Here is a 24295-nt window from a genome sequence, read left to right as displayed (position 1 = left end):
TACTTACGCTAGCAAGCCAATCTTAGGAAGCTCGTGTTAACGAGCAAGGCTTTTGGAGGTACAGGGTTTGCAATCACAAACCTAAAGTGTCGACAAAAACCATCTACGGGAACTTCTCAATTTAGACTATAAAATTAACTTGTGCATATTTTTGTGGATAAATTGTTGGTAAAAAATGTCTCAACATCAAAAATCAGTCATAGGTTGTAAAAGTACAGAGTAAACATTTGTTCGATTATGCACATCAACAAACCACTAAGCCGACTCACTATATCCAGCAGCACTATGATAACGTTAATAAGTGACACAAATACGATAGCTCAATGACAGTTAAATAATAGTGAGTACAATATAAAAATATCAGCCTTAGCTGATATTTTAACTATTGATAAACCTAGATTTCGTAGTGCAGTCCACACTCACGCTTCATGCCATTAAAGCGAGTATCTTCTTCGCTCATTCCAAGCTCTAGGGGTTTACTAGAATGAGTATCCCCGACAGAGACATACCCTTGTTCCCATAAAGGATGGTAAGGCAAATCATGCAGAGTGAGGTACTCATGCACATCTTTATTAGTCCACTCAATAATTGGCAATAACTTAAACCGATCACCGTGAATCGCTAAAATTGGCAAAGCTTCACGAGTACTTGCCTGACTCCGGCGAAGACCAGCAAACCAAGTCCCAACATTTAACTCATTCAAGGCTCGTTGCATCGGTTCAACTTTATTGATGCGGTTATATTGCTCTAAGCCCTCAAGATCTTTTTCCCATAACTTACCAAAACGTGCTTCTTGCCAAGCTGAAGATTGCTTCGCTTTGTACACTTTAAGGTTTAGATTTAATCGCTCAGTTAATTGATCGATAAACTGATATGTCTCAGGAAATAAATACCCTGTATCTGTCAAAACAACCGGAATATCTGCTTGTGCCTGACTCACTAAATGCAGCATAACAGCAGCTTGAATACCGAAACTCGATGATAGTGCATGCTCGCCGGGTAAATAAGCTAATCCCCATGTCACCCTTTCTTGTGCAGTTAAACCTGACAAGAAAGAATTGACTTGCTCTAATACAATGTCTTGCTCAGATTTAGGCGCATCTAATATCGCCAATAATTCATTTTGAGAAATCATTGTGTAAACCTCAAAGAAGCATCACTTGATTGTGGCTTCTTATGCATGAAAATCTTTCGCAGCATCATTCACTGCTTTCACAATACCATGTCGTACTGTGAAGTTACCAAAGGTCTCACCAGCATCACGCTCTTGTACATACAAACCGAAAAGGTTATCAAGCTCAGCGAGTATTTCCGCCTCTTGAATGTTTTCTTTGTACATTTTATTTAAACGCGTACCTTCAAAGCTTGCGCCTAAATACAAGTTATAACGCCCTGGCGCTTTACCCACTAAGCCAATTTCCGCGGCAAATGGTCTAGCACAACCATTAGGACAGCCAGTCATACGCACAACGATGGCTTGTTCGCTAATACCATGCTTAGTTTGCAGCGCATCAATATGATCAATAAACTCAGGGAAATAACGCTCCGCTTCAGCCATCGCAAGTGGACATGTCGGCAAAGCAACACAAGCAATCGAATGACCACGAGTCTGGCTAATTAACTTGCCAAAAAATCCATGTTGGCGAGCAAGCTCTTCAATAGCAGCTTTATCTTCTTCAGCAACACCAGCAATAATCATGTTCTGATTTGATGTCATTCTGAAGTCGCCTTTATGGATTTTGGCGATTTCACGAAGACCAGTTTGCAGTGTTTGACCCTGCTCATCTTTGATACGGCCACTTTCAATAAATAACGTCAGATGCCATTTATTATCGACACCTTTTACCCAACCATACCTATCACCGCGATCGCCAATAACCGCATCACGCTTCGGCTCAAAATTCACTCCTGCACGTTTTTCAACTTCCGCTTTAAATTCTGCGACGCCATGATCAACAATCGTGTACTTTAAACGTGAACGCTTACGGTTAACACGGTTGCCCCAATCACGCTGAACAGTCATTACAGCTTCTGCAAACTTAATCACATCTGCGGTTTTAATAAAGCCAAAGTCATCAGCTAAACGCGGGAAAGTCTCAACTTCACCGTGAGTTGACCCCATTCCGCCACCAGCAACCAAGTTAAAGCCGACTAATTCTCCAGCTTCTTCAATAGCGACAAAACCAAGGTCATTGGTATAGACATCAACATCATTATCTGGCGGTACTGCAACTGCCATTTTAAACTTACGAGGCAAGTAGGTTTTGCCATAAACAGGCTCATTGGTTTCAGTGTCTAATAGCTTTTCTTCATCCAACCAAATTTCAGCATAGGCGCGGGTATGTGGCAGTAAATGATCTGACAACTCTTTTGCTACTGCATAAGCCTGTTGGTGCAATGTAGACTCAATTGGGTTTGGGTTACACATCACGTTTCGGTTTACATCACCACAAGCAGCAATAGAATCTAGTGCCGCTCTATCTAACCCTTGGATCAAGGTTTTCAGGTTACGTTTTGGAATACCGTGATATTGAAACGTTTGACGAGTCGTTAAACGAATACTGTTAGAAGTCGTTAATGTTGATGAAATCTTATCGACATCAAGCCATTGCTCAGGCGAACAAATCCCACCAGGAACACGAGCACGAAGCATGAAGCTATACAATGGCTCTAGCTTTTGCTCTTTACGCTCGTTACGTAAATCACGATCGTCTTGCTGATAAAAACCATGAAACTTGATCAATTGCTGATCGCCATCACTAAACGATCCCGTGACTTGAGTGTCTAAGCCTTCTTTGATCGAACCGCGCAGATAATCACTGTCGGTTTTTAGATATTCATTTACTGCTAACTTTTGCTCACTCATCATGTGGCCTCTTTAATACTTGCTACGCTGGCGACTCTATTCACCAACGCTGCTTTATTCTTATTGTCTTGTTGAAGACTGCGATAATCTGTATTTAGTAAACGTCTTTTTGGTAACGTTTAGCACTGCGTAAGTCTTCTAAATAGCTTTCAGCACCAGCTTCATCTAATCCGCCAAACTCAACAGCAACATTAATCAGTGCTTGATGGACATCTTTCGCCATCCGCTCTGCATCACCACAAATGTAAAAATGCGCGCCATTTTGTAGCCACTGCCAAATAGACTCGCCTTGCTCGGCTATACGATGCTGCACATAAACTTTATGTTCTTGATCCCGTGAGAAAGCGACATCTAAACGAGATAAATCGCCAGATTTTAGGTATTGCTGCCATTCGACTTGATATAGGAAGTCTTGTTCAAAATGAGGGTTACCGAAGAATAACCAGCTGTCACTATTAACCCCGTCTACTGCACGTTGCTGCATGAATGCTCTAAATGGCGCAACGCCTGTACCAGGACCAACCATAATAACAGGCGTGTCATTATTTTCAGGTAAACGGAAATGCTTATTAGGCTCAACATACACCTTCACTAATTGACCTTCTTCTGCAGATGCTAAGAAATGTGAAGCGCCGCCAAATCTTGCTTGACCAGCTCGCTCATCTTCAACTAATGCAACGGTTAAGTGCACTTCATTCTCAACTTCAGCTTGGCTTGAAGCGATAGAATATAAACGTGGAGTCAGCGGTCTTAACAGCTCAACTAATTTAGCGGCATCGATAGTGACCGGATATAAACTAATTAAGTCAGCTAATTGATGACCCAGTACAAATTGACGAGTTTGCTCTTTATCTGCAGCGATTGCAGTTAACTCATCGTTAGCAGCAAGTTCAGCCCAAGCTGTTACTAAGCCCGGATAAAGCTGTGTCAGTTCTTTCTTTTCAAGTAAGGCCTGCTCAAGAGAGAATGTATGCTTGCCAACCTTAACCTCTGTGTTCGCATCCAAAGATAAAGCAGCAATCACTTCATTGACTAAGCCTGAGCTATTCGTAAACCAAATACCTAATGCATCACCTACTTCATAGCTAATGCCTGATTCGCCTAAATCAATCTCTACATGACGAACATCACGATCAGAATCACGACCAGTTAATTTTTGGCTAAGTAAGATTTCAGCTTCGTAAGGTTGCTGTTTAGTGAACTCGCTTTCTGAAGTTGCTTTAGCAGTGTCGATTGACACTACGCTCGCGCCACTTGCTTGCACTAAAGGCTCAACAACTTCTAGTACTTGCTCTTGCCAGCTTTCAGCCGCCTCTTCGTAGTCAACGTCACACTCAACGATAGGCAGTAATTGTTTTGCACCTAACGCAGTTAAACGTTCACTGAAATCTTTTCCGGTTTGACAGAAGAACTCATAGCTCGTATCGCCAAGCGCTAATACAGAGAAGTTAAGTGCGTCGAGCTTAGGCCCTCTTTTTGATGCAAGAAACTTATGTAACTCAATGGCATCATCAGGCGCTTCACCTTCACCATGGGTACTGACGACAGCGATTAGGATTGTTTCTTGCTTCAATTGGCGAACATTATAATCGGCCATTGAGGCTAAATTGACAGCGAATCCTTTTGCCGTTGCTTGCGCCGCAAGTGATTTAGCAATCGCTTTACCGTTACCTGTTTGGCTACCAAATAAAATCGTCACTGTTTGCGCTGCTGCAGTTTCTGGCGCTGAGGCAATTTGACCTTGATTTGAGGTTGCCGCCAAATAGCCACTAACCCAAGCTAATTGTGTTGCAGATAACTCTGAAGTGAGCTGTTTTAGCTTGTCGACTTGTCCTTGAGACAATGGCGAAGCGAATGAAGAAAGTTCTTTTAACAACATTAGATGGCCTTATAACAGTTTAATGTCAACAGACTACTCCTAATGCTTACAACCAAAAAATAATAAAAATTACTTTTTTATTCCATTAAGGAATATGCAAAGGCGGTTTTTTAAGCTACAAAAGTGTGGTGTAGCGCAAACTTTTAGGTCAGACCTCGGTAAAAATGAGATTTAGCTCATTCTTTACTTGTATCAAACTTAAGAGTTGCCAGAATGATGCACTTTATAAAAATGGTACTAAAGTTGTGTGAATAATCAAAAGTCGTAATGGCTGCTGTTCAGGCAACTCGAAATACTAAAACGACCCGACCCTTCCCTACATATAACTAAGAGGTTGTCCTTTTGAAATTAGGTCTACCGAAAGAGAGTCACCCAGGTGAGCAACGCGTTGCGCTAATCCCTGCTAATGTGACCATTTTAATGAAAAAACAGCTACAAGTGATCGTAGAATCAGGCGCTGGACTACAAGCAGGTTTCACCGATGACGATTACGTCAAAGTTGGGGCCACAATAGCTTCTTCACGAGAAGCTCTACTCACTGAAGCCGATATCATTACAGTGGTAAACTGTAAGGGTGATCAATTTGATGAAATTCAAGCTGTTTTGAAACCACATCAATTGGTTATAGGGATGATGGATCCGTTAGTTAATCCTCAAAATGCCCAGGCAATCGCCAACACTGGCGGCAGTGCAATTGCGCTTGAATTGATCCCGCGTATCACTCGTGCTCAAAGCATGGATGTCTTATCGTCAATGGCAACCATTTCTGGCTATAAAGCCGTATTACTTGCCGCGCACAAAGCCCCGCGCTTGTTCCCAATGATGATGACTGCTGCCGGTACATTAAAACCGACTCGTGCCTTTATCATGGGTGTCGGTGTTGCAGGCCTTCAAGCTTGTGCAACAGCAAAGCGGTTAGGCGCTGTTGTTGAAGCTTATGACATCCGCCCTGCTGCTCGCGAACAAATTATTTCAGTCGGCGCCAAACCTGTTGAGCTGGATATTGAAGCTGAAAATACTGAAACCAAAGGTGGCTACGCTGCTGAGCAAAGTGATGACTTTTTGAAACGTCAGCAACAAGCTATGGCGAATGTGTTAGCGCAACAAGACATTGTCATTACCACTGCGGCTATCCCGGGTCGTAAAGCACCAGTGCTTATCACTAAAGAAATGGTTGATGGCATGAAAAGCGGCACAATCATTGTTGATTTAGCCGCTGAAAGTGGCGGTAACTGTGAGTTAACTCAAGTAGATGAAGTCATTATGCATAATGGTGTGATGATTTTAGGCCCGTCAAATGTGCCAAGCACTGCAGCGAATCATGCCAGCCAAATGTACGGTAAAAATGTTGAAAACCTACTTAACCTACTTATCACTAAAGAAGGTGAGCTAGTACTTGATTTTGAAGACGAAATCGTCAGCGATACTGTTGTAGCTCATGGTAATGATGTTAGTAGTGCCCGTCTTCGTGACTTACTGGGTTTAGCGCCTTTGGCGACACCTGAAACCCCATCAGAGGAGACAGCCTAATGGATATGACCTTATTACTATTACTGACACTTTTTGTTGTTGCAGTATTTTTAGGCGTTGAACTGATTACTAAAGTTCCTCCTACGCTTCACACACCGCTAATGTCGGGTTCAAATGCGATTTCAGGTATTTCGCTAGTTGGCGCATTATTATCAGCTGGCTCTGGCGCAGGTATTATGGTTAACGTACTTGGCTTTATTGCTGTAGTGCTTGCCACCATCAACGTGGTGGGCGGTTACATGGTAACTAACCGCATGCTAGCCATGTTTAAAAGGAAATAGACTCAATGACAACATTTATTTATTTAGCTTACCTTGTTGCCGCAGTCTTATTTATTCTAGGTATTAAAGGGCTTACAAAACCGCGTACTGCGGTTCGTGGCAACCAACTATCTGCGATGGGCATGTTCATTGCTGTTGTTGTGACCTTGTTTGATCAAAGCATTCTTAGCTACGAGTGGATCATCGCAGGTGTGTTACTGGGTGGTACTATCGGGGCCGTGATGGCGACAAAAATCAAAGTCACCGACATGCCGCAAATGGTGGCATTACTGAATGGTTTTGGTGGCGGTGCTTCACTGGCAATTGCCGCTGCAAGCTTCCTTGATCCTGCAGCAGCAACCAATGCAGTAGCACTTATCTCTATCGGTGCCACTATCATTATCGGTTCTGTCACGTTATCAGGCTCATTTGTTGCTTTCGCTAAACTGCAGGAGCTTATCTCGGGTAACCCGATTAAAGTACCCGGCAACAAACCGTTAAATGCGATTCTATTAATCAGTGCAATTGCGCTTGCGATTGCGATGGTCATGGATCCAACCAACACCAACTTAATGTATGCCTTAGTGGCTGTAGCGGTGGTGTTAGGTGTACTACTTGTAGTGCCCATTGGCGGCGCAGACATGCCAGTTGTGATTGCATTACTTAACTCATATTCAGGTATCGCAGCCGCAACGACGGGTTTCATCACAGGCAATACTGTGCTGATTGTTTCAGGTTCTTTGGTAGGCGCTTCAGGTATTATCTTGACGCAAATCATGTGTAAAGCAATGAACCGCTCACTGTTTAATGTGTTATTCGGTGTGATGGCCGAAGGCGGCGAGAAGATTGATGCTGATGAAGTATATGCTGGTAAAGTGAAATCAACATCACCAGATGAAATCGCCATGATGCTCGAAACGGCTGAGCGCGTTGTGATTGTACCTGGTTATGGTTTAGCAATGGCTCAGGCTCAACATGCCGTACGTGAACTTGCCAACGTATTACAGAGCCGCGGTACTGACGTTAAGTATGCAATTCACCCTGTAGCAGGCCGTATGCCTGGCCACATGAACGTACTACTTGCAGAAGCTGAAGTGCCATACGAGCAGTTAATTGAAATGGATGAAATTAATCCACAGTTCGAGCAAACTGACGTGGCGATTGTGATTGGCGCGAATGATGTTACTAACCCAATGGCACGTGAAGATAAAGGTAGCCCAATTTACGGCATGCCGATTCTGAACGTTGATAAAGCCAGAACCGTTGTAGTCATTAAACGTTCTTTAAGCCCAGGTTTTGCAGGCTTGCCTAACCCATTATTTGCCATGGATAACACATTAATGTTATTCGGCGATGGTAAAAAAGGTATTGTTGAACTGACACAAAGCTTGAAAGAAGCTGAATAATTGATGCACTCTTGATCCGCTCTTGATGCTCAATATTCATAGAAAAGGCCGCTAAGCGGCCTTTTTTCTTGTCGATAACTCGCTAAACAAGCTGATTAATTTTCATCATGTTCATTTATCGAACAAAAAATAGTTTCATTAAATGACAGGTTGTCGTCATTCCCTTATCTTTCACGCTTTCTAATGGATAATATTTAGACTATTGTCATGATAATTGACTATTAAGTCTAAAAATCGTACAAATGTTAGCTGGTTTATTTTTCCTAATGACTCGGATGATTGACGAATATGGATATCAACGCTTCTCAAATTGAAGCACTAACTGCACAAATTGCTCAGCTTAAAAGTGAAAATGAATCACTAAAGCAAAAAAATAAACAGATCCAGCAACAGCTATCTGCAACATTGGATGGCACTGGGTTGTGTTTGTGGGAACAAGATGTGCCCACAGGCGACTTGTGTATTTATAATCAAGAATGGGGCTCATTGTTAGGTTACACCCGCGAAGAATATTCAGCCAACATGCAAAGTTGGAAAAATAGCCTCCACCCTGAAGATAAAGATTGGGTCATTAAAGCATTTGAAGATCACGTTAATGGGCAAGAAGATGTTTATCAAGCAGTGCACCGAATGATCCATAAAGATGGCAGTACCCGCTGGGTCTCAGATCGCGGCAGGATAGTTGAATATGCAACAGATGGTACTCCGCTAAAAATTCTCGGAACCCACATTGATATCACCCAAGAAAAGCGCTACCAATTAGATTTAGCACGACTCGCACATCGAGATCCATTAACAGACTTATTAAATCGCACTGCAGCAGAGAAAGTTTACAAAGACTTTCAACGCAGCTCAAAGTTTGACTCTGGTACATTACTCTTTATAGATGTCGATAATTTTAAATCTGTTAATGATCGTTTTGGTCATCGTTTTGGTGATCTGACACTGATTGAAATCAGCCAAGTATTGCAGCACTACTCAGAGACTTTACTTCCCAAAAGTAAAACTAAGATTGCGAGAATTGGTGGTGATGAATTTGTCATTATTACCACGATATCTGAGTATAAATTAATAAGTGTTTTAGCAGGTTCACTGGTCAGTCACTTTAAACAAACACAAACAATTGATGATAAAAATATCGCCCTTGGACTCAGTATTGGCATAAGCTGTTTTACTAGCAAAGATCTTTTTGTTGAAGTTTGCGAGCAAGCAGATAATGCCATGTATGGGATCAAACAAGCAGGGAAACATAATTACTCTTTTTGGCAACAACCAAAAAGCATTTCACAAATCATCCCCTAAGCTGCAATTGTATTTGATTAAAGACGTTAACAACTTGCTATAAAAATCAGCGGTTTTGTCATATTAAAAAAAATGCCATGCTATAATCCTTCCAAAGTTACTGTAAAACCTGACACTTAGTCGCTTTACACTTCCTACTCAATTGTTAATTATTTATTTCATTTATTACTGGTAGTTAAGTTTATGTCTAAATATTCGAAGCTTATTCCTTTCTTTTTATGCATTTGTCCACTATCTGTGACCGCCAGTGAAAATGTAGAAGTTGAACCATTAGCAAGCAACAAAACAAGCGAAAGCGCACACACTGATAAGACCGTAGAGTACTTTCCAAGTAAATGGGGCGTAGGGATTGGAATGCGTCGTGCTGATATTCCTTATGCCACCGAAGACGATGTCGTCACCGATGTCATGCCACTAATTGAGTTTGAAAATGACTATTTCTTTTTAGACGGATTAGAAGGTGGTGTACATTTATGGAAGAATGATGAACACCAAGTAAATATCTACAGTCGCTTTCGTTTTGTGGATATTCCACAAGAATATCAAAACGAAACTCAATCTGATGCGTTTGATTTTGGTATCCAGTATCGGTTCCAAAAAGAGGGTTTAGAAGCTGACGCTGCTTTTATGAGTGACGGTAATAAACGCTATTATGGTTACACCCGCACCCAGTATCACTGGACTGCTGGCGACTGGCAATTAAACCCTTTTGCAGAGTTTCAGTGGAAAAGTAACTCCTTTAATGAGCATTATTATGGTTTTGACCAGATAGACCCTGGCGCAGGGCTTGCCTTTTCTGCTGGCTTAAATACTCGTTATCATTTGGCCAGCAATTTATACTTATTAGCTAATTTCGGGGTCACTCGCCTTGAAAATGACATCTATGATTTACCGACCATTGAAAACCAATATCAATTTGAATCCTTTTTTGGCTTCGGTTTTTATCCCGATGCTAAGCGCCCAAATACCAATCCCGTACCTAAAGAAAGCGGTGAATTTTTACGTGTTGCTCACGGCTGGGCTACGCCTTCAAATCTCAACGAAATCTTAACCGGCAATGCAAAAGGCGACAGATATAACAATCAGCTCACCTCTTTGTTTTATGGTATTCCATTATCCGATAGCTTATTTACGTTACCTATTGATCTGTACTTTACTGCCGGGGGGGTATGGCATCATGACTCTGAAGTACAAGACAACCTCGCTGAAGGGGTTATTGGCGTAAAAGCGTTCTACACCCTTGATTTAGGTTGGCGTTTCCGCATCGGTGTCGCAGAAGGATTATCTTATGTTTCCGAAGTCACTTATATTGAAGGTAGTGAGCTTGATGAAAAAGATTATCGCCCATCTAAACTATTAAATTATTTAGACTTCTCGTTCGATGTAAACATTGGTGATGTCTTTAACTATGCACCTTTACAAAATGCGTGGTTGGGTTACAGCATCCATCACCGTTCAGGCATTTTTGAAACCAGCTCTGCTTTTGGACGCATTAAAGGTGGCAGTAATTACAACACCGTTTACGTGCAATGGCATTTTTAGTTCGTATTAAACATAACTACACATAACTACACATAACTGCACATAACTGCACATAACTGCACATAACTAAACAATATATATACGAGGCCTGTCATCATTGCCATGACAGGCTGTTTTATTTAGCATCAATATTTAGCATCAAAGTAGTTAGGAGCCTCAGCAAACTGCTCAATGAGCCATTGGTTTGCATTCTCATCCCCCATTAATATCGACAATGTAGGCTGTAAAACTTCAATTAATCTAGCCTGGCGCCAAAACATATAATTGGGTAAAACCGGCATAACTCCGCGATTAAATGTGCGCTGAATAAGGCTCGCTATTTCTTTCATTTCAGTGGCTTCAATAGTCGGACTGAGTGGGTAGGTTGCGCTAATGAAGTCACGATAATGCTCAAACTGTTTTATTTCTTCTAACGAATAATGAGTCAGCAACCATAACAACTGCGGGGAGCTCCAGTGGCTGATATTATCTCTGTCGTTAATCACTGCCATATTACGTCGATGAAGCTGTTGCCAAGCAAGGGTTAAACTATCCGACTGCGCTAGACGCCAAACAAGGTAAACATCAGCTAACCATTCATGTTCATAGGCTGTTAGTTCACTTGGTAACCCTTTGCCTTGCAAAGCGATATTCTGTAAGTGGCCTATTTCGTGCCACAAGGTTAACTGTGACTGCTGTGCTAAGTCTAATTGGTAAATCTGTCCATTAAGCGCCACATTTTGATATACCAAAGGAAGAACACGATTAATGACAATCAAACCTGCCACATTCTCATTATTAACAGGAAATACCACTGCGCTTTTAAAACCTAGACTATTGGCAATATCATTATGACTTGGTAACTGACGAGTTACAGCTACAGGAAGCTGTGCAAGGCACTTTGCATAATCTGATATACGACAAATAAGTGCACTTTTTTCTGCTATGGGTTCACGAGGGTATAAACTTGATTGCACACTTTCTTTAGAAGAATTTATCGCAGGTGTAGAATTTAATGAAGACGTTGGAACTGAATTTTGTGATGGCGTAAGTCTTAGTATTGATGTTGATTCTGCAGTTGATGTTGATTCTGCAGTTGAAGCTGAAGTTGATGTTGATGTTGATGTTGATGTTGAATCAGAATGAAAATTAGCGTCAGCGTTAGCCAACAACAATAGGCTAACGCTAACGGCACTGATAAGAACTAGCAGTGCCGGTTTTAACACTATTTTTTAGCCATAATATTTTCAATTATTGCCGTGGTAGATACGCCATCTTCAAAGCCAAGAATTTCAACCTTACCACCAGCAGCCATCACTTCAGTACCGCCAGCCACTTCTTCCACTTTGTAATCACCACCCTTCACCAACGAATCTGGTAATAAACGGCTGATAACGCGTTGCGGAGTATCTTCACTGAAAGGAATAACCCAATCGACAGACGCTAAACCAGCCAGCACTGCCATACGGCGATCTTCTTGGTTTACGGGTCTTCCTTCACCTTTAAGTCGTTTCACTGAAGCATCGTCATTTACCGCAACGATTAAGCGATCACCTAAGGCTTTTGCTTGTTGTAAATAACTCACATGTCCTGCATGTAAAATATCAAAACAACCATTGGTCATTACGACTTTTTCACCGCGTAACCGTGCTTGCTCAAGGGCATAAGCCAGTTGATCTTCAGTGACGACACCGAAACCTGACTCGCCTTGATTTAACGCAAGCGCTTCAATTAACTCAATGCGACTAACAGTGGCGGTACCTAACTTAGCAACAACCACACCTGCAGCGATGTTTGCAATAGAACAGGCCTGCGCCATCGTACTTCCTGCAGCTAACGAGGTAGCTAGCGCAGATATAACAGTATCGCCAGCACCTGTGACATCGTAAACTTCACGCGCCACAGTCGGAATGTGCAGCTCAGCTTCATCTTGGCTGATAAGCGTCATGCCTTTTTCAGAGCGAGTGACCAGCATGGCATCAAAATTATGTTCTTTAATCAGCTGTTTTGCTTTAGCGATTAAATCTGCTTCGTCTGTTACCGCACCAACAACAGCTTCAAACTCACTCATGTTTGGTGTCAATAAAGATGCACCGCGGTAACGAGCAAAGTCAGTGCCTTTAGGGTCAACTAACACAGTGACACCTTTAGCACGTGCTTTGGCAATAAACTCAACAGGAGTATCGATAGCACCTTTGGCGTAATCAGAAAGCACGAGAACATCGACATCATCTAAAATAGCTTCACTACTACTGAATAAGTTTTCACTGTCAGCTTTGGCATATTTTTCTTCAAAATCTAACCGGATTAACTGCTGGTTACGGGAAAACACACGTAACTTAGTAATCGTTGGCTTATCAGCCACAGTTAACCAGCGAGGCTCAACCCCTTGTGCTTGAACCCCTACAGTCAGTGCTTGAGCAGTCTCGTCTGCCCCAACAATACCCGCCAGCTGAATTTGGCCACCTAACGCTGCAATATTTAATGCTACGTTTGCTGCTCCACCTGGACGGTCTTCAATTTCATTAATGTTCACTACAGGTACAGGCGCTTCAGGAGAAATACGACCCGTAGGGCCAACCCAATATCGGTCAAGCATGACATCGCCGACAACTAAAACACGGGCTTTTTCGAATGCTGGTAGAGATACCTTCATAATAAACTTTTTCTTTTTGCTGACATTAAACGGTGATTGTACCTAATTTTGCTATAAAATTAAGTTAGAATAGCAACTAATTTTGAATTTGGGGTGAGTTACACGTGGTAGAAAAAGCGCAATTTGGTTCTCATTTATTACACCCGAAACATTGGCCGTTATGGTTAGGTGTTGGTTTTATGAGACTTACCCAATTATTACCTTTACGCTGGCAAATGAAAATGGGCGCAGGACTGGGTCGATTAGTACTCAAATTTGCAGCAAAGCGAAAGCACACTGCTGAACGTAACTTACAGCTTTGCTTTCCTGATATGCCACAACAAGAAAGAGATAACCTACTCAAACAGAATTTTGAAGAAACGGGTAAAGCCATTTTCGATACTATCAATGCATGGTGGTGGTCTAACGATAAAATACAGCGTCATATGACCATGAAAGGCGATCAACATGTCACTGACACGCTTGATAGTGGCCATGGCGTTATTCTCTTTGCCGTGCATTGCTTGCCACTAGAGATGGGCGCAAGAATGTTTGGTCAATTCCAACCTGGAATTGGTGTATACCGCCCCCACGATAATCCTGTGATGGAATACCTACAGGTGAATGGACGTCTACGTTCAAATAAAGGATTAGTGCCTAAACGTGACCTGCGTAATATGGTAAGAAGCTTGAGAAATCCTGATGTGATTTGGTATACCGCAGACCAAGATTTTGGCCGTTCAAGTGCGGTATTTATTCCTTTATATGCTGTACCAGATGCTGCAACTATTACTGGCGCCACCACTCTTGCGAAACTTGGCCGCGCTAAAGTGCTGCCATTTTTTGTCGAACGCAATAGTAATGATGATGGTTACCATATGGAGATTATGCCGCCATTGGATAACTTCCCAGGTGAAGATGAACTCGCTGACGCCATTCGTGGTAATAAAATAATTGAAACGATTATTGATAAAAATCGTCCTCAATATATGTGGCTACATAGACGATTTAAAACTCGGCCAACCAAAGAGACACCATCGCTATACGAATAAATGCTGCATTAAAAGCAGTTTAATTGAATCAACAAACTGACTAAGTAGTACTTTAACCGTCAAAAATGAAAATAAAAGGTGGCTAAACTCGGTCACCTATTTCAACAAGCAATTGAGAAAACGCTAATAAAGTGTATCGGCAACTTGAAATCAATTAAGAAATGATCAAGGATGCCAAACTTAATCGCTTCAACAAATGACTCAGCATGATCTCTACGCTGAGTGATGATTTAGATACGGATTTCTAATCGCTTTGGCAAATACTTATATGGACGCCTTGTTACATTGTTAAGTTACTAAACCAATAATTAGGAACACATCGCCCTTATGTTAAAGTCGTTTTGCGCTTCATTGATTGCTGTTTCTACCCTCTTGGCTAGCTTAAACGCTGCCGCGGTAGAATATCGTTTGCCCGCTAAAGACAGCCGCTTAATTGGTGAAAACCAATATTATGTTGTACCTGAAGGTAAGCTCACTTTAGAAGCCATTGCTGCTGAATTCCAATTAGGCTTGAGCAACATGATGGAAGCTAATCCTGGTGTTGACCCTTACCTACCAAAACCCGGCAGTACCTTAGTCATTCCTCACCAGCTTATTTTGCCCGATACCCCTCGCAAAGGCATTGTAATCAACAGCGCAGAGATGCGTTTATATTATTACCCAAAGGGTAAAAACACAGTTGAAGTGTTACCCATTGGTATAGGACAAGTTGGCCGTGACACCCCAGAAAACTGGGTCACTCAAGTTTATCGAAAGCGCGCCAATCCGACTTGGACTCCGACGCAAAACACTCGAAAAATTTATGCCGATAAAGGTGTAGAGCTTCCTGATGTATGGCCTGCTGGCCCTGATAATCCAATGGGGTTGTTCGCACTTTACGTAGGTAACTATTTTGCCGTACATGGAACGAATGCCTCTTTTGGTATTGGCCTTCGAGTCAGTCAAGGTTGTGTGAGATTACGCGATGAAGATATTGAGCACCTATTTAATTCAGTGCCCGTTGGCACTCGAGTAGAGTTCGTAAATCAACCAATTAAGGCCACCATTGAGCCTGACGGTAATCGTTACTTAGAGGTTCACCAACCTTTATCAGAAACCATTGAGCAATTTGAGTCATCTGAGCAATTACCGTTAACGCTAGATAAGAAAATCACCTCTATTGTGGCTCATGCTGAAACCGACTCATTTACTTTAAAGCGTTTATTAGAGCAAAGAACCGGGATGCCTACTCGCATTAACAGCATTCAACACGCGCAATTAGATGAAGACGCTGCGCCAGCGGATTCAGAGTAACTCTTCCATTAAAGCCTCAATCTAACCTCAATCAGATTTGATTGAGGTTAGGCATCTCCCCAACGCTAACCTGCATATTCCAACTTGAGTAACGCACCACAAATCAGTAATCTAAAAAGCCATTGTTAGTTTACTCATGGTGATAGATTGAAAACTGGTATCAAGCAGAATACATCTCAGCTGTTGATGGGAGTTAAAGATAAAACCCTCCCTTTAGCATTATTGCTTACCTGTTTGCTTTCACTAACCATGGGGTTAATGCCACTCAATCTGGCCGCGTCTCAATGCAAGCTTACCAGTCAATTTAATCAACTTAGTCAAATTGAACGCCAAGTTAGCCTCACTGAGTTGGATAATGGCTTAATCGTCAGACAGCTAAATAGACCGCAGCAATCCACTGTCGCTATTGCAAGTCAATTTAACGTAGGTTCACGTAACGAAATAGCTGGGCAAACAGGATATGCGCATTTGTTTGAGCACCTGCTATTTAAAGGCAGCGAAAACGCCCCTAACGAAAGTTACCCTCAGCAAATGAGCGCCATTGGGGCCCGCTTTAATGCCAGCACACATTTTGACTATACCAATTACTATGTCACTGTCCCCGCGCAAGCATTGGAGTTGAGTTTATTTCTTGAAGCTGACAGGTTTATCCGTCCTGTACTATCTGAAACCACAGTTAAAAACCAACAAGGTGCAGTGCTAGAGGAAATGGCCACTAGCATAGATAATCAACCTTATCTTCGACCTGCAATGGAGTATTTACTTTCCCAAGTCGCAGGCAGTCCGTATGCTCATGCCATCATTGGCAGTAAATCGGATGTGACGAGTGCAACCGCAGCCGAACTTGAACAATTTCACCAGCGTTATTATCGCCCCGATGCGATGCAGCTATCCTTAGTAGGTAAAATTGATATTGATAGCACAAATACCATCAAACAATATTTTGCTGATTGGCAAGCACCTCAACACAACCTAGACGAGTTTTCTGCCGTATCAGTAACTCCAACGGCCACTAAAACTGAAATCATTGATAAGCGAGGCCCTTGGCCTGCATTATTAATGGCATGGCACACTGTCGGCAGACAGCACCCTGATTATGAAGCTGTAAGCCTTTTACAAAGCCACTTGTTTCAAAATCTAAAAAGTGCGCTCGCAGCCAACACATTAGAAAATCCACCACAAATGCTCAGCTACTCAATCCCCTTGACCATGGAAAATCACGGTGTCACTAACCTTGTCCTCGTTCCTAGAGCAAACACCTCTTTAGATGAACTACAAAATTTGGTTGAATCACTATTTAGTCAAGTCATAGAAAACGGCCTCAACGACCAAGCTTTATGCACGTTAAAAACCGTTGCACTCAATGATATTAACCAGCAATTATCAAACAGTCAGACCTTAGCAAAATACCTGTCGAACACCTCTAAGCGTGATAAATTCTTTCCATTAACTCAGCCATGGCGCCGAACCGAAGCCGTTACTTCAGCTGATATTCAACGGGTCACTCAAGAATACTTTATTGATAAAGCAGTGCGAGTCGATTTATTGCCGCCTTGGTATATTCGCTGGGGGAAAGGGTTACTTGAAATCTTACCTCAAGGGTTTTCTGAGAAACTAGAAAGGTGGGCGCTATAATGAGAACTTATCACTTGAGCCTATTAATCATCTTAACTAGCTTTTTGTTATTAGGTTGCCAGCACTCCCCGATCATTTTTACTGAGTCACAACCGCCTAAAGTGCCGCAGTTTGCTGAATTAGACAACGCCCCTAAACTGCCATCATTATCGGCGCCTTTAATCAGAGATAATAACATCGGGGGAAATACCAGTACGCAAGTTTTTAATGAACCAAATAGTATTAATATCAATGACAAACTATCAATTCACCAATGGGCTGTTAATCAAGAAGATGCTGCAAACCAACCAAAACTCAATCGAGTTTATTTTATTGGGATTTCACCTAGTGCATCACTTGAAAACCCTGATGTGCTTATCGAAGCATTTTCTCAACGCCGTAAAGAGCTAGCAAACCAACAGCAACATAAGCCAAATATTGCCGCCTGCTATGACAGCATCCGTTTTAGAGCCAGCTTGCATAGTATCGCTATCACAATGCAGTGCGATGCGCCATTTAGTGAAATGCAATCATTAGTTTGGGCGTTTTGGGATGAAAATGCGTTAACTAACCTCAATATTGAAACTGTACAAAGAAACTTAAAGCTCAATAAACACATAGGTGCATTCACAGGTTCAGAAATCGATAAAGTCTTTCGCAGTCAATTACTCGGCCCACAGCATCCTTATAATGAAAGTCTCGACAACCAGGGATTAGTAGACTCTCTTGAAAACACCGAAACAGGTTTTAAGCAATTGCAGCACTTACAACTTGCTACCCGTGAGCTATTGCAATGGCATTTGTTTACTAATGATGTAGAAAATTCATTTATTCATGATTCGCAAAAGACTTTGAATCAGCCTCTAATCGAACGTAAAACAGCTGAAAACCTGCATAGCAAAACGATTAATGACAGTTTACCTCTCTGGCTACTACATGACTCCAGTACCAGTGATAACATGTTGAATAACAAAGCCAGTCACACAGCCAGCAACACTGTCCATAATACAAAAACTTTAACCGCTGAGGTTACTCCCAAAGATCAAATAACTCCCACAGCCACTATTTATCTCATTGATGCGCCAGATACAGTACAAACACAGGTGAGAGTAGGCTTTGTTAGCGAAAATGCGAACAACTTATTGAATCACCACCAACAAACGGCAACGAATAATAGTGTAGGTTGTAAAACCATCGCACCATTATTAGGTAGAAGTTACAGCGGCAGATTATTCTACGATTTACGTGAAACCCGCGGATTAACCTATGGGATATACGGCCGCTGTGTTAATGCACCACTTAGTCAGTATTTATATTTTTATGGCAGCACAGCACTAGAAAACTCAGGGGCCTTTATTAAAGGCATACTTGACCATACTCAGCTACTGACCGAAAGCACTGTTAGTCAAGCTGAGTTAAATGCAGTCTCGACCTATTTAATTGGACAGCAACAACTGGCATTGGACACGACTTTTGGTAAAGAAAGTAATTACATACGTAATATTTTATCAGGCAAAACAACTCAGCAAGCGCAACAGGAAGTCAACGCAATAAGCCAGCTTACCCCAGAACAGTTTTTACAAATCTCGAATCATGTTTTATCCCATCCCCCCACAGTCGTCATCCGTGGCGACGCAGATAAAATCAGCGCAGATATTCGACAAAAACTACCAAGCTGGCAAGTACAATTGATTTCAGCGCACGACTAAAAAATAAGAAAACTGACGCCACAGGCTACGAAGTTCTTTCTTGCTGATAACGTTCGCAGTCATCAGTAATCGATAACCACTTCACTTGGTTTGATGTATAGATATGATAGTTAGGTTTAATTAAGCTCGGCTCATCTAAAGAACCAATGGTCAGTGTGAAATAATCAGGGTAGCGCGTATCCCGATAACTTAATGTGCAACCGCATTGCTTGCAAAAACCACGACGAACATTATCTGAAGATTCAAATTCGCTCACCTCGCCTTTAAGCCAGGTTACTTGCTCGCGTTTAAAATCCATCCATACTTGAAATACGGCACCAGACGATTTTTGGCACTGCTTGCAATGGCAATAATCGGCATCAAATGGCTTGGCAGATAGCTGATATCGCACTGCGCCACATAAACAGCCGCCTTGTAAAATAACAGGTTTATTTGTTTCAACGATTTCAACCGCCTGCTGTTCCATACCCATAACTCATTCCTTAATGGTTAAATTGCCAATTGATTGAGTATTTATCATTACCTCAGCCACAAATGAAGTCAAAACTATCTGAATAACTCCCCCCTGAATCAATAAATAACCAATAAAAAAGCCCTCAAATGAGGGCTTTTAATAGAGATATTTTTAAAGGAGCAAACTTATTTAGTAAGTCGCTTCACGCTTTTCAGCTTCAGCATCCCACTTAGGAGCAAGTTCTTTTAAGAATCTTTGCTTATCAGCATTCATCTTATCCATGTCCATACCTAATGCTTCCTGCGCTTTCTCTTTAGTAGAGATATCAGGGATAGCGATTGGCATTTTCACGCCTTTAGCTGCAAGTAGTTGAGCCAGTTTGATACGTGCATTAGCTGCTTTATCAACTGCGCCACCTAATATGCGTAACGCTTCTGCTGGAGCATGAGCTGCAACACCGTGAGATGCTGTAGCGTAATCCCAGCGCCACTGACTGTGACGAATATCCATTAGGATAGGCTTCATTTCAGCTTCAGTTGCACCTGCTTCCCAAGCTGCGCCAGCTTCGAAGTGAGCATGTACAAGTTGAGTTTCAGCTCTTAGCTTAATTTCAGTCACGTTCTTTTGATTCTCGTGAGTCACTTCCATCATGAATTCTTTCGTTTTACCTTCATGACAAGTTGCACAAGTTTCGTCGAAACGATCGAAAGGGTTACCCACTTTATGGTCAGTGAATTTGCCTTTACCATTCGCTTTAGCAACACGTGGCATATGACAGTCAGTACAACTTACGTTGTTTTTACCGTGCATACCTAGCATCCAGGTTTCATAACCAGGGTGTTGTGCTTTTAGCATAGGCGTTTTAGAAATCGCGTGAGTCCAATCAGCAAAGTTGATTGCATCATAGTAAACTTCCATTTCTTCAACAGTTGTACCGTTGTCCCATGGGAATTTCACGTAACCTTTACGGTCTTCAGTTTTCTCGAAGTAGTATTCAACGTGACATTGACCACAAACCATAGACTGCTTGTCTTTACGAGACGCTTTATCAAATGGCTTATCGATAGCTTCTAAAGCGCGATCAACATATGGACGAGAAATACGTAATTTTGGTGAACCTTTTTCATGACAATCGCCACAACCTAAAGAGTTAACGATTTCAGCTCCGCCTTTAGACCATTTGCCTTTAAAGTAACCGTCTTCGCCTTGCTCTTCGATCATACGAGGTACATCGGGACTTTTACAGCTCCAACATGCCATAGGCATTGGGCCATCATCTGGTCCAGTTGGTGCGCCAGTACGTAATGTATTACGCAAATCAGTCACTGTGTAGTGGTGACCACGAGCTTTATTATAATCCTTAGCAAAACCGTAACCTGCCCATAACACAACCAGGTTTGGATCTTCTGCTAACACATCAACGATTTCATCGCTTTCTGATGTCGCATGCCAAGTTTCATATTGCAATTTATACTTATCTTTATATACTTCATTTCTTGGTTCAGTTTTATCACTAGCCATCGCACTAGTCATCATAAAACTGGTTGCCATCAACGCACTAAGCGCAACAACTTTTGCTTTCATTTTCATCACCGTTCATCTCCGTGTTACATTTTATTTTAAATATTCACGACATCTCCATGAACAAACTTATCCATTTAAGGTTAAATTAAGAATACCCCTTTGTGAGTATTAGACAATAAGCTTGCGCTAGATCAATATGTTAATACGTTGTACATCACACTTTTGAATACTTGTTAATATATTACAGTATTCTCTAATGTAAAATATTGCTTAAAATTCCCGTTAAAACAGACTTAAGTTGGATACCAAATGATTAAAAGAGGCAGTCTCACCTCCACTATTCTAAGACTAATGTTAGTCTTAATTTTCATTTCTTCCAGCTTAGCTGTGTATTCAATTATCAATCTAAGTTTCAGTATTGGTGACGCCAGAGCTATCAACGCTTCCGGCTCATTGCGTATGCAAAGTTATCGTTTAAAACTGTATTTAGAGCGTGATGAACAACTGCTGCAAGAAAAGATAAATCAGTTTGAAACGACTCTGCATTCTGAGGCATTAGAGCGTTCATTAACCTGGTACAGTCCTGATGCATTATCTCAGCAATATCTGTTGGTGGTGGATAAGTGGGAGCAAATGCGCTTTTTCATCGAGAATCATCAGCGTCAAGAGTACAGTGACTCTTTAAAAGACTTTGTTGATACCATAGATATATTAGTGTTGGAAATGGAGCGTTTTGCTGCACTAAAACTGAGGATATTGGTGATTGGTCAAATCATTGGTTTATTCTTAATGTTAATTGTCGCCATCGCTGCGACACGTTATACCCGCAAGAGAATGGTACAGCCTATACTCCAATTGATGGATGTCGCTAACTCTATTTCAAAAGGTAAATTCAAAGTTGATGTACCACAAACAGAATATATGGAACTGCATGCACTCGGAGAAGCCTTTAAGAAAACCGCATCAGAGCTCGATACCCTTTATCAAGATTTAGAAGGCCAGGTCAATGAAAAAACCATCGCACTGACACGAGCAAACAACGAGCTAAGTTTTTTATATGACAATCTCATCAGATTACACGCCGATAGCCTCGACTATAAAGCCTTAAGCTCAGCATTAACTCAAATTCAGCAGTTTGAAGACTTAGATTATGTTCGCTTGGTCATCGAGCACGACGATGGAACCATAGACAGTATTGAAGCTGATAATGGCTGGTTAGACTCTGCGGGTTTAAATTCAGAACAACACGCAGCAGTAACCCCTGTTAAGTTTAATTTGCAGCTCGAAGATAAAAATTTAGGATATCTTGAAGTTATTTCTCTCAGACCAGTTAACAATATGTTATTTGTTAACTTCGCCATGATGCTGACTCGTTCCATTGTTATCCACAATGCCACAGAAGAAAGACAGCAACTCGCGTTAATGGAAGAACGTGCCGTCATTGCCAGAGAGCTGCATGATTCTTTAGGTCAGCTACTTTCATATCTCAAAATCCAAGTCAGCTTATTGCGCAAAAAAATTGAGCCTAATTGCATGACTGAAGATGTGCAGACCCAGCTAGTGGACATTAATGATGGCGTCAGCACTGCTTATGGCCAGCTTAGGGAATTACTGTCTACATTCAGGTTAACCATTAAAGATCCTAACTTAGGTCAAGCCATTGAAGTGATGTTAGCGCAACTTCGTAAACAGACAGGGATCATTATTGAGCTAAATTACCAGTTATCAGCGCATTTACTCGCTGCCAAGCAACACATTCACGTATTGCAACTCACTCGCGAGGCAACAATCAATGCAATTAAACATGCAAAACCTTCACGCATAGAAATTGATTGTTTTTTGGCAAATTCTGATATGATACATATCAATATCAAGGACGATGGCATTGGCGTGTCGCATTTAAAAGAACGCGATCAGCATTTTGGTCTCGGAATAATGTACGAGCGTGCAACGAAACTGCATGGCACTGTCAAGTTTGATAATAATCCGCAGGGCGGCACAACTGTCTCCCTCGTATTTCCACCCCAGCAGGAGCCTTTAAATGGGTAAACCTTATTCAGTATTAGTAGTAGATGACCACCCGCTACTTCGACGTGGTATTTGTCAGTTAATAACTTCAGATAGTGACTTTAGACTGTTTGGTGAAGCAGGAACGGGGTTAGACGCACTGACTGCGATTGGTGAAGATGAGCCAGATATTATCTTGCTCGATTTGAACATGAAAGGCATGTCTGGCCTAGATACTTTGAATGCCATGCGCCAAGAAGGCGTCACCGCAAGGATTGTTATTCTAACCGTTTCTGATGCGAAGCAAGACGTGATTCGTTTACTTCGAGCCGGTGCAGATGGTTATCTTCTTAAAGACACTGAGCCAGATTTATTACTGGAGCAACTGAAAAAAGCCATGCTTGGCCATCGCGTTATTAGTGATGAAGTTGAAGAGTACATCTATGAGCTGAAAAATGCTGATAATGATGAAACTTGGATTGCATCATTAACCCCGCGTGAGTTGCAGATTTTAAAAGAGTTAGCTGAAGGTAAGAGTAATCGCGTCGTCGCTGAAGATTTGCATATCAGTGAAGGTACGGTGAAAGTGCATGTGAAAAATTTACTCCGTAAAGCAAACGCAAAATCGCGAACAGAAATGGCAGTGAGATATTTAAACCACTAGTTTATTTTTGACTGATTTAAAAAAGGCGACTCATAATAGAGGCGCCTTTTTAATTTCTGCAATCACGAGCATTTGTTTGTAAACACTAAGATTGAACTGCCAAGATTAACAGTTAACTTAACACTTAGTTCTTAACGTTTAGCTCTTAACGCTTAAGGATGAACTCCATCCAGCTTTTAAGTGCCGTTTCAAAATCCTCTAGACCACAATAAGCTTCAGACTCTGAATCGTACATGCTCATCGACTCTTCCAAATCAAAATCTTCATCAAAGTCGATAGCAATTGCGAACACTCTGACTTGTTCACTGTCGATCAACAAAGCTAAATCACGACTATGCATTAGCCAGTCATTTTGCTTATTAGCCCTAATAATCTCAATTTGCTTAATAATATTATTGCACTGCTCAATATCATTACCCAATCGCTCGGCAAAAAAGCGACCAAGAATGGCATGTTCCATACTAAATTCAGCAAATAAAGTGCCGTCTAAACTGTTACGGCGAAACTCGTATTCCATGATAAAACTCAACATTAGGCTTTGATCTTATTTTAACTGATGTTAGCTAAAACTGCGCAGTC

At 41.6% G+C, this 24295-nt stretch carries 19 protein-coding genes; 11 read left to right on the top strand and 8 right to left on the bottom strand.

What is annotated here, in order from left to right; genetic code table 11:
- Positions 1-394: 394 nt before the first annotated feature.
- The 3 genes from BCU84_RS11440 to BCU84_RS11430 all read right to left on the bottom strand — a co-directional run bounded on the left by BCU84_RS11440 (position 395) and on the right by BCU84_RS11430 (position 4745).
- Positions 395-1135, bottom strand: coding sequence for a phosphoadenylyl-sulfate reductase (locus BCU84_RS11440; protein ID WP_102528216.1), 741 nt, complete (start codon positions 1133-1135; stop codon positions 395-397).
- 39 nt (positions 1136-1174) lie between these two features.
- The gene (gene cysI / locus BCU84_RS11435; RefSeq protein ID WP_102528308.1) at positions 1175-2866 is read right to left on the bottom strand and encodes an assimilatory sulfite reductase (NADPH) hemoprotein subunit; all 1692 of its coding nucleotides are present in this window, start codon (positions 2864-2866) and stop codon (positions 1175-1177) included.
- Between the two features lie 94 nt (positions 2867-2960).
- Positions 2961-4745 carry an assimilatory sulfite reductase (NADPH) flavoprotein subunit gene (locus BCU84_RS11430; RefSeq protein ID WP_102528215.1) on the bottom strand — a complete coding sequence of 595 codons (1785 nt, stop codon included), beginning with the start codon at positions 4743-4745 and terminating at the stop codon, positions 2961-2963.
- Positions 4746-5087: 342 nt separating this feature from the next.
- Between BCU84_RS11430 and BCU84_RS11425 the strand changes: the two genes are divergently transcribed.
- From BCU84_RS11425 to BCU84_RS11405, 5 genes are all read left to right on the top strand, one after another.
- Positions 5088-6275: an NAD(P) transhydrogenase subunit alpha gene (locus tag BCU84_RS11425; protein WP_102528214.1), complete on the top strand. Its 1188-nt coding sequence runs from the start codon at positions 5088-5090 to the stop codon at positions 6273-6275.
- Positions 6276-6280: 5 nt separating this feature from the next.
- A complete protein-coding gene (locus BCU84_RS11420) occupies positions 6281-6556 on the top strand; it encodes an NAD(P) transhydrogenase subunit alpha (protein WP_055025191.1) in 276 nt (91 codons plus the stop codon).
- Between the two features lie 5 nt (positions 6557-6561).
- Complete coding sequence (locus tag BCU84_RS11415; RefSeq protein WP_102528213.1) at positions 6562-7941, top strand: NAD(P)(+) transhydrogenase (Re/Si-specific) subunit beta; 1380 nt, start codon at positions 6562-6564, stop codon at positions 7939-7941.
- A gap of 288 nt (positions 7942-8229) precedes the next feature.
- Positions 8230-9243, top strand: coding sequence for a diguanylate cyclase (locus BCU84_RS11410; protein WP_102528212.1), 1014 nt, complete (start codon positions 8230-8232; stop codon positions 9241-9243).
- A gap of 183 nt (positions 9244-9426) precedes the next feature.
- Positions 9427-10785, top strand: coding sequence for a MipA/OmpV family protein (locus BCU84_RS11405; protein WP_102528211.1), 1359 nt, complete (start codon positions 9427-9429; stop codon positions 10783-10785).
- A gap of 125 nt (positions 10786-10910) precedes the next feature.
- Here BCU84_RS11405 and BCU84_RS20835 read toward each other — a convergent pair whose 3' ends face one another.
- Together BCU84_RS20835 and hldE are read right to left on the bottom strand one after the other, a co-directional pair.
- Complete coding sequence (locus BCU84_RS20835) at positions 10911-11990, bottom strand: hypothetical protein (RefSeq protein WP_198589571.1); 1080 nt, start codon at positions 11988-11990, stop codon at positions 10911-10913.
- Positions 11990-13420, bottom strand: coding sequence for a bifunctional D-glycero-beta-D-manno-heptose-7-phosphate kinase/D-glycero-beta-D-manno-heptose 1-phosphate adenylyltransferase HldE (hldE, locus tag BCU84_RS11390; RefSeq protein ID WP_102528208.1), 1431 nt, complete (start codon positions 13418-13420; stop codon positions 11990-11992). Before hldE ends, BCU84_RS20835 begins: the two co-directional genes overlap by 1 nt.
- Positions 13421-13524: 104 nt before the next feature.
- Here hldE and lpxL point away from each other — a divergent pair, with 104 nt between their 5' ends.
- The 4 genes from lpxL to BCU84_RS11370 all read left to right on the top strand — a co-directional run bounded on the left by lpxL (position 13525) and on the right by BCU84_RS11370 (position 19067).
- Positions 13525-14451: an LpxL/LpxP family Kdo(2)-lipid IV(A) lauroyl/palmitoleoyl acyltransferase gene (lpxL, locus tag BCU84_RS11385; RefSeq protein ID WP_102528207.1), complete on the top strand. Its 927-nt coding sequence runs from the start codon at positions 13525-13527 to the stop codon at positions 14449-14451.
- Positions 14452-14778: 327 nt separating this feature from the next.
- Positions 14779-15744, top strand: coding sequence for a L,D-transpeptidase family protein (locus tag BCU84_RS11380; protein ID WP_102528206.1), 966 nt, complete (start codon positions 14779-14781; stop codon positions 15742-15744).
- Positions 15745-15891: 147 nt separating this feature from the next.
- Positions 15892-17379, top strand: a complete 1488-nt coding sequence (locus BCU84_RS11375) for a pitrilysin family protein (protein WP_241906418.1) — start codon at positions 15892-15894, stop codon at positions 17377-17379.
- Positions 17379-19067, top strand: a complete 1689-nt coding sequence (locus BCU84_RS11370; protein WP_102528205.1) for an insulinase family protein — start codon at positions 17379-17381, stop codon at positions 19065-19067. Before BCU84_RS11375 ends, BCU84_RS11370 begins: the two co-directional genes overlap by 1 nt.
- Positions 19068-19092: 25 nt before the next feature.
- Here the strand turns inward: BCU84_RS11370 and BCU84_RS11365 are convergent, their stop codons facing one another.
- Together BCU84_RS11365 and nrfA are read right to left on the bottom strand one after the other, a co-directional pair.
- Entirely contained in the window at positions 19093-19539 is a 447-nt protein-coding gene (locus BCU84_RS11365) for a GFA family protein (RefSeq protein ID WP_229371442.1), read from the bottom strand.
- A gap of 171 nt (positions 19540-19710) precedes the next feature.
- Positions 19711-21105 (bottom strand): ammonia-forming nitrite reductase cytochrome c552 subunit, encoded by a 1395-nt coding sequence (gene nrfA / locus BCU84_RS11360; RefSeq protein ID WP_229371444.1) that lies wholly within the window; start codon positions 21103-21105, stop codon positions 19711-19713.
- A 249-nt stretch (positions 21106-21354) separates the two neighbouring features.
- Here nrfA and narQ point away from each other — a divergent pair, with 249 nt between their 5' ends.
- Entirely contained in the window at positions 21355-23094 is a 1740-nt protein-coding gene (gene narQ / locus BCU84_RS11355) for a nitrate/nitrite two-component system sensor histidine kinase NarQ (RefSeq protein ID WP_198589570.1), read from the top strand.
- The gene (locus BCU84_RS11350; RefSeq protein ID WP_102528203.1) at positions 23087-23716 is read left to right on the top strand and encodes a response regulator; all 630 of its coding nucleotides are present in this window, start codon (positions 23087-23089) and stop codon (positions 23714-23716) included. The genes narQ and BCU84_RS11350 overlap by 8 nt, the downstream gene beginning before the upstream one ends.
- 145 nt (positions 23717-23861) lie before the next feature.
- Here BCU84_RS11350 and BCU84_RS11345 read toward each other — a convergent pair whose 3' ends face one another.
- Entirely contained in the window at positions 23862-24233 is a 372-nt protein-coding gene (locus tag BCU84_RS11345; protein WP_102528304.1) for a YacL family protein, read from the bottom strand.
- Positions 24234-24295: the final 62 nt, after the last annotated feature.

The sequence above is a fragment of the Shewanella sp. 10N.286.51.B7 genome, assembly GCF_002873615.1.
Lineage (GTDB): Bacteria > Pseudomonadota > Gammaproteobacteria > Enterobacterales > Shewanellaceae > Shewanella > Shewanella electrodiphila.
This window is presented reverse-complemented; position numbering and strand designations above follow the sequence as displayed.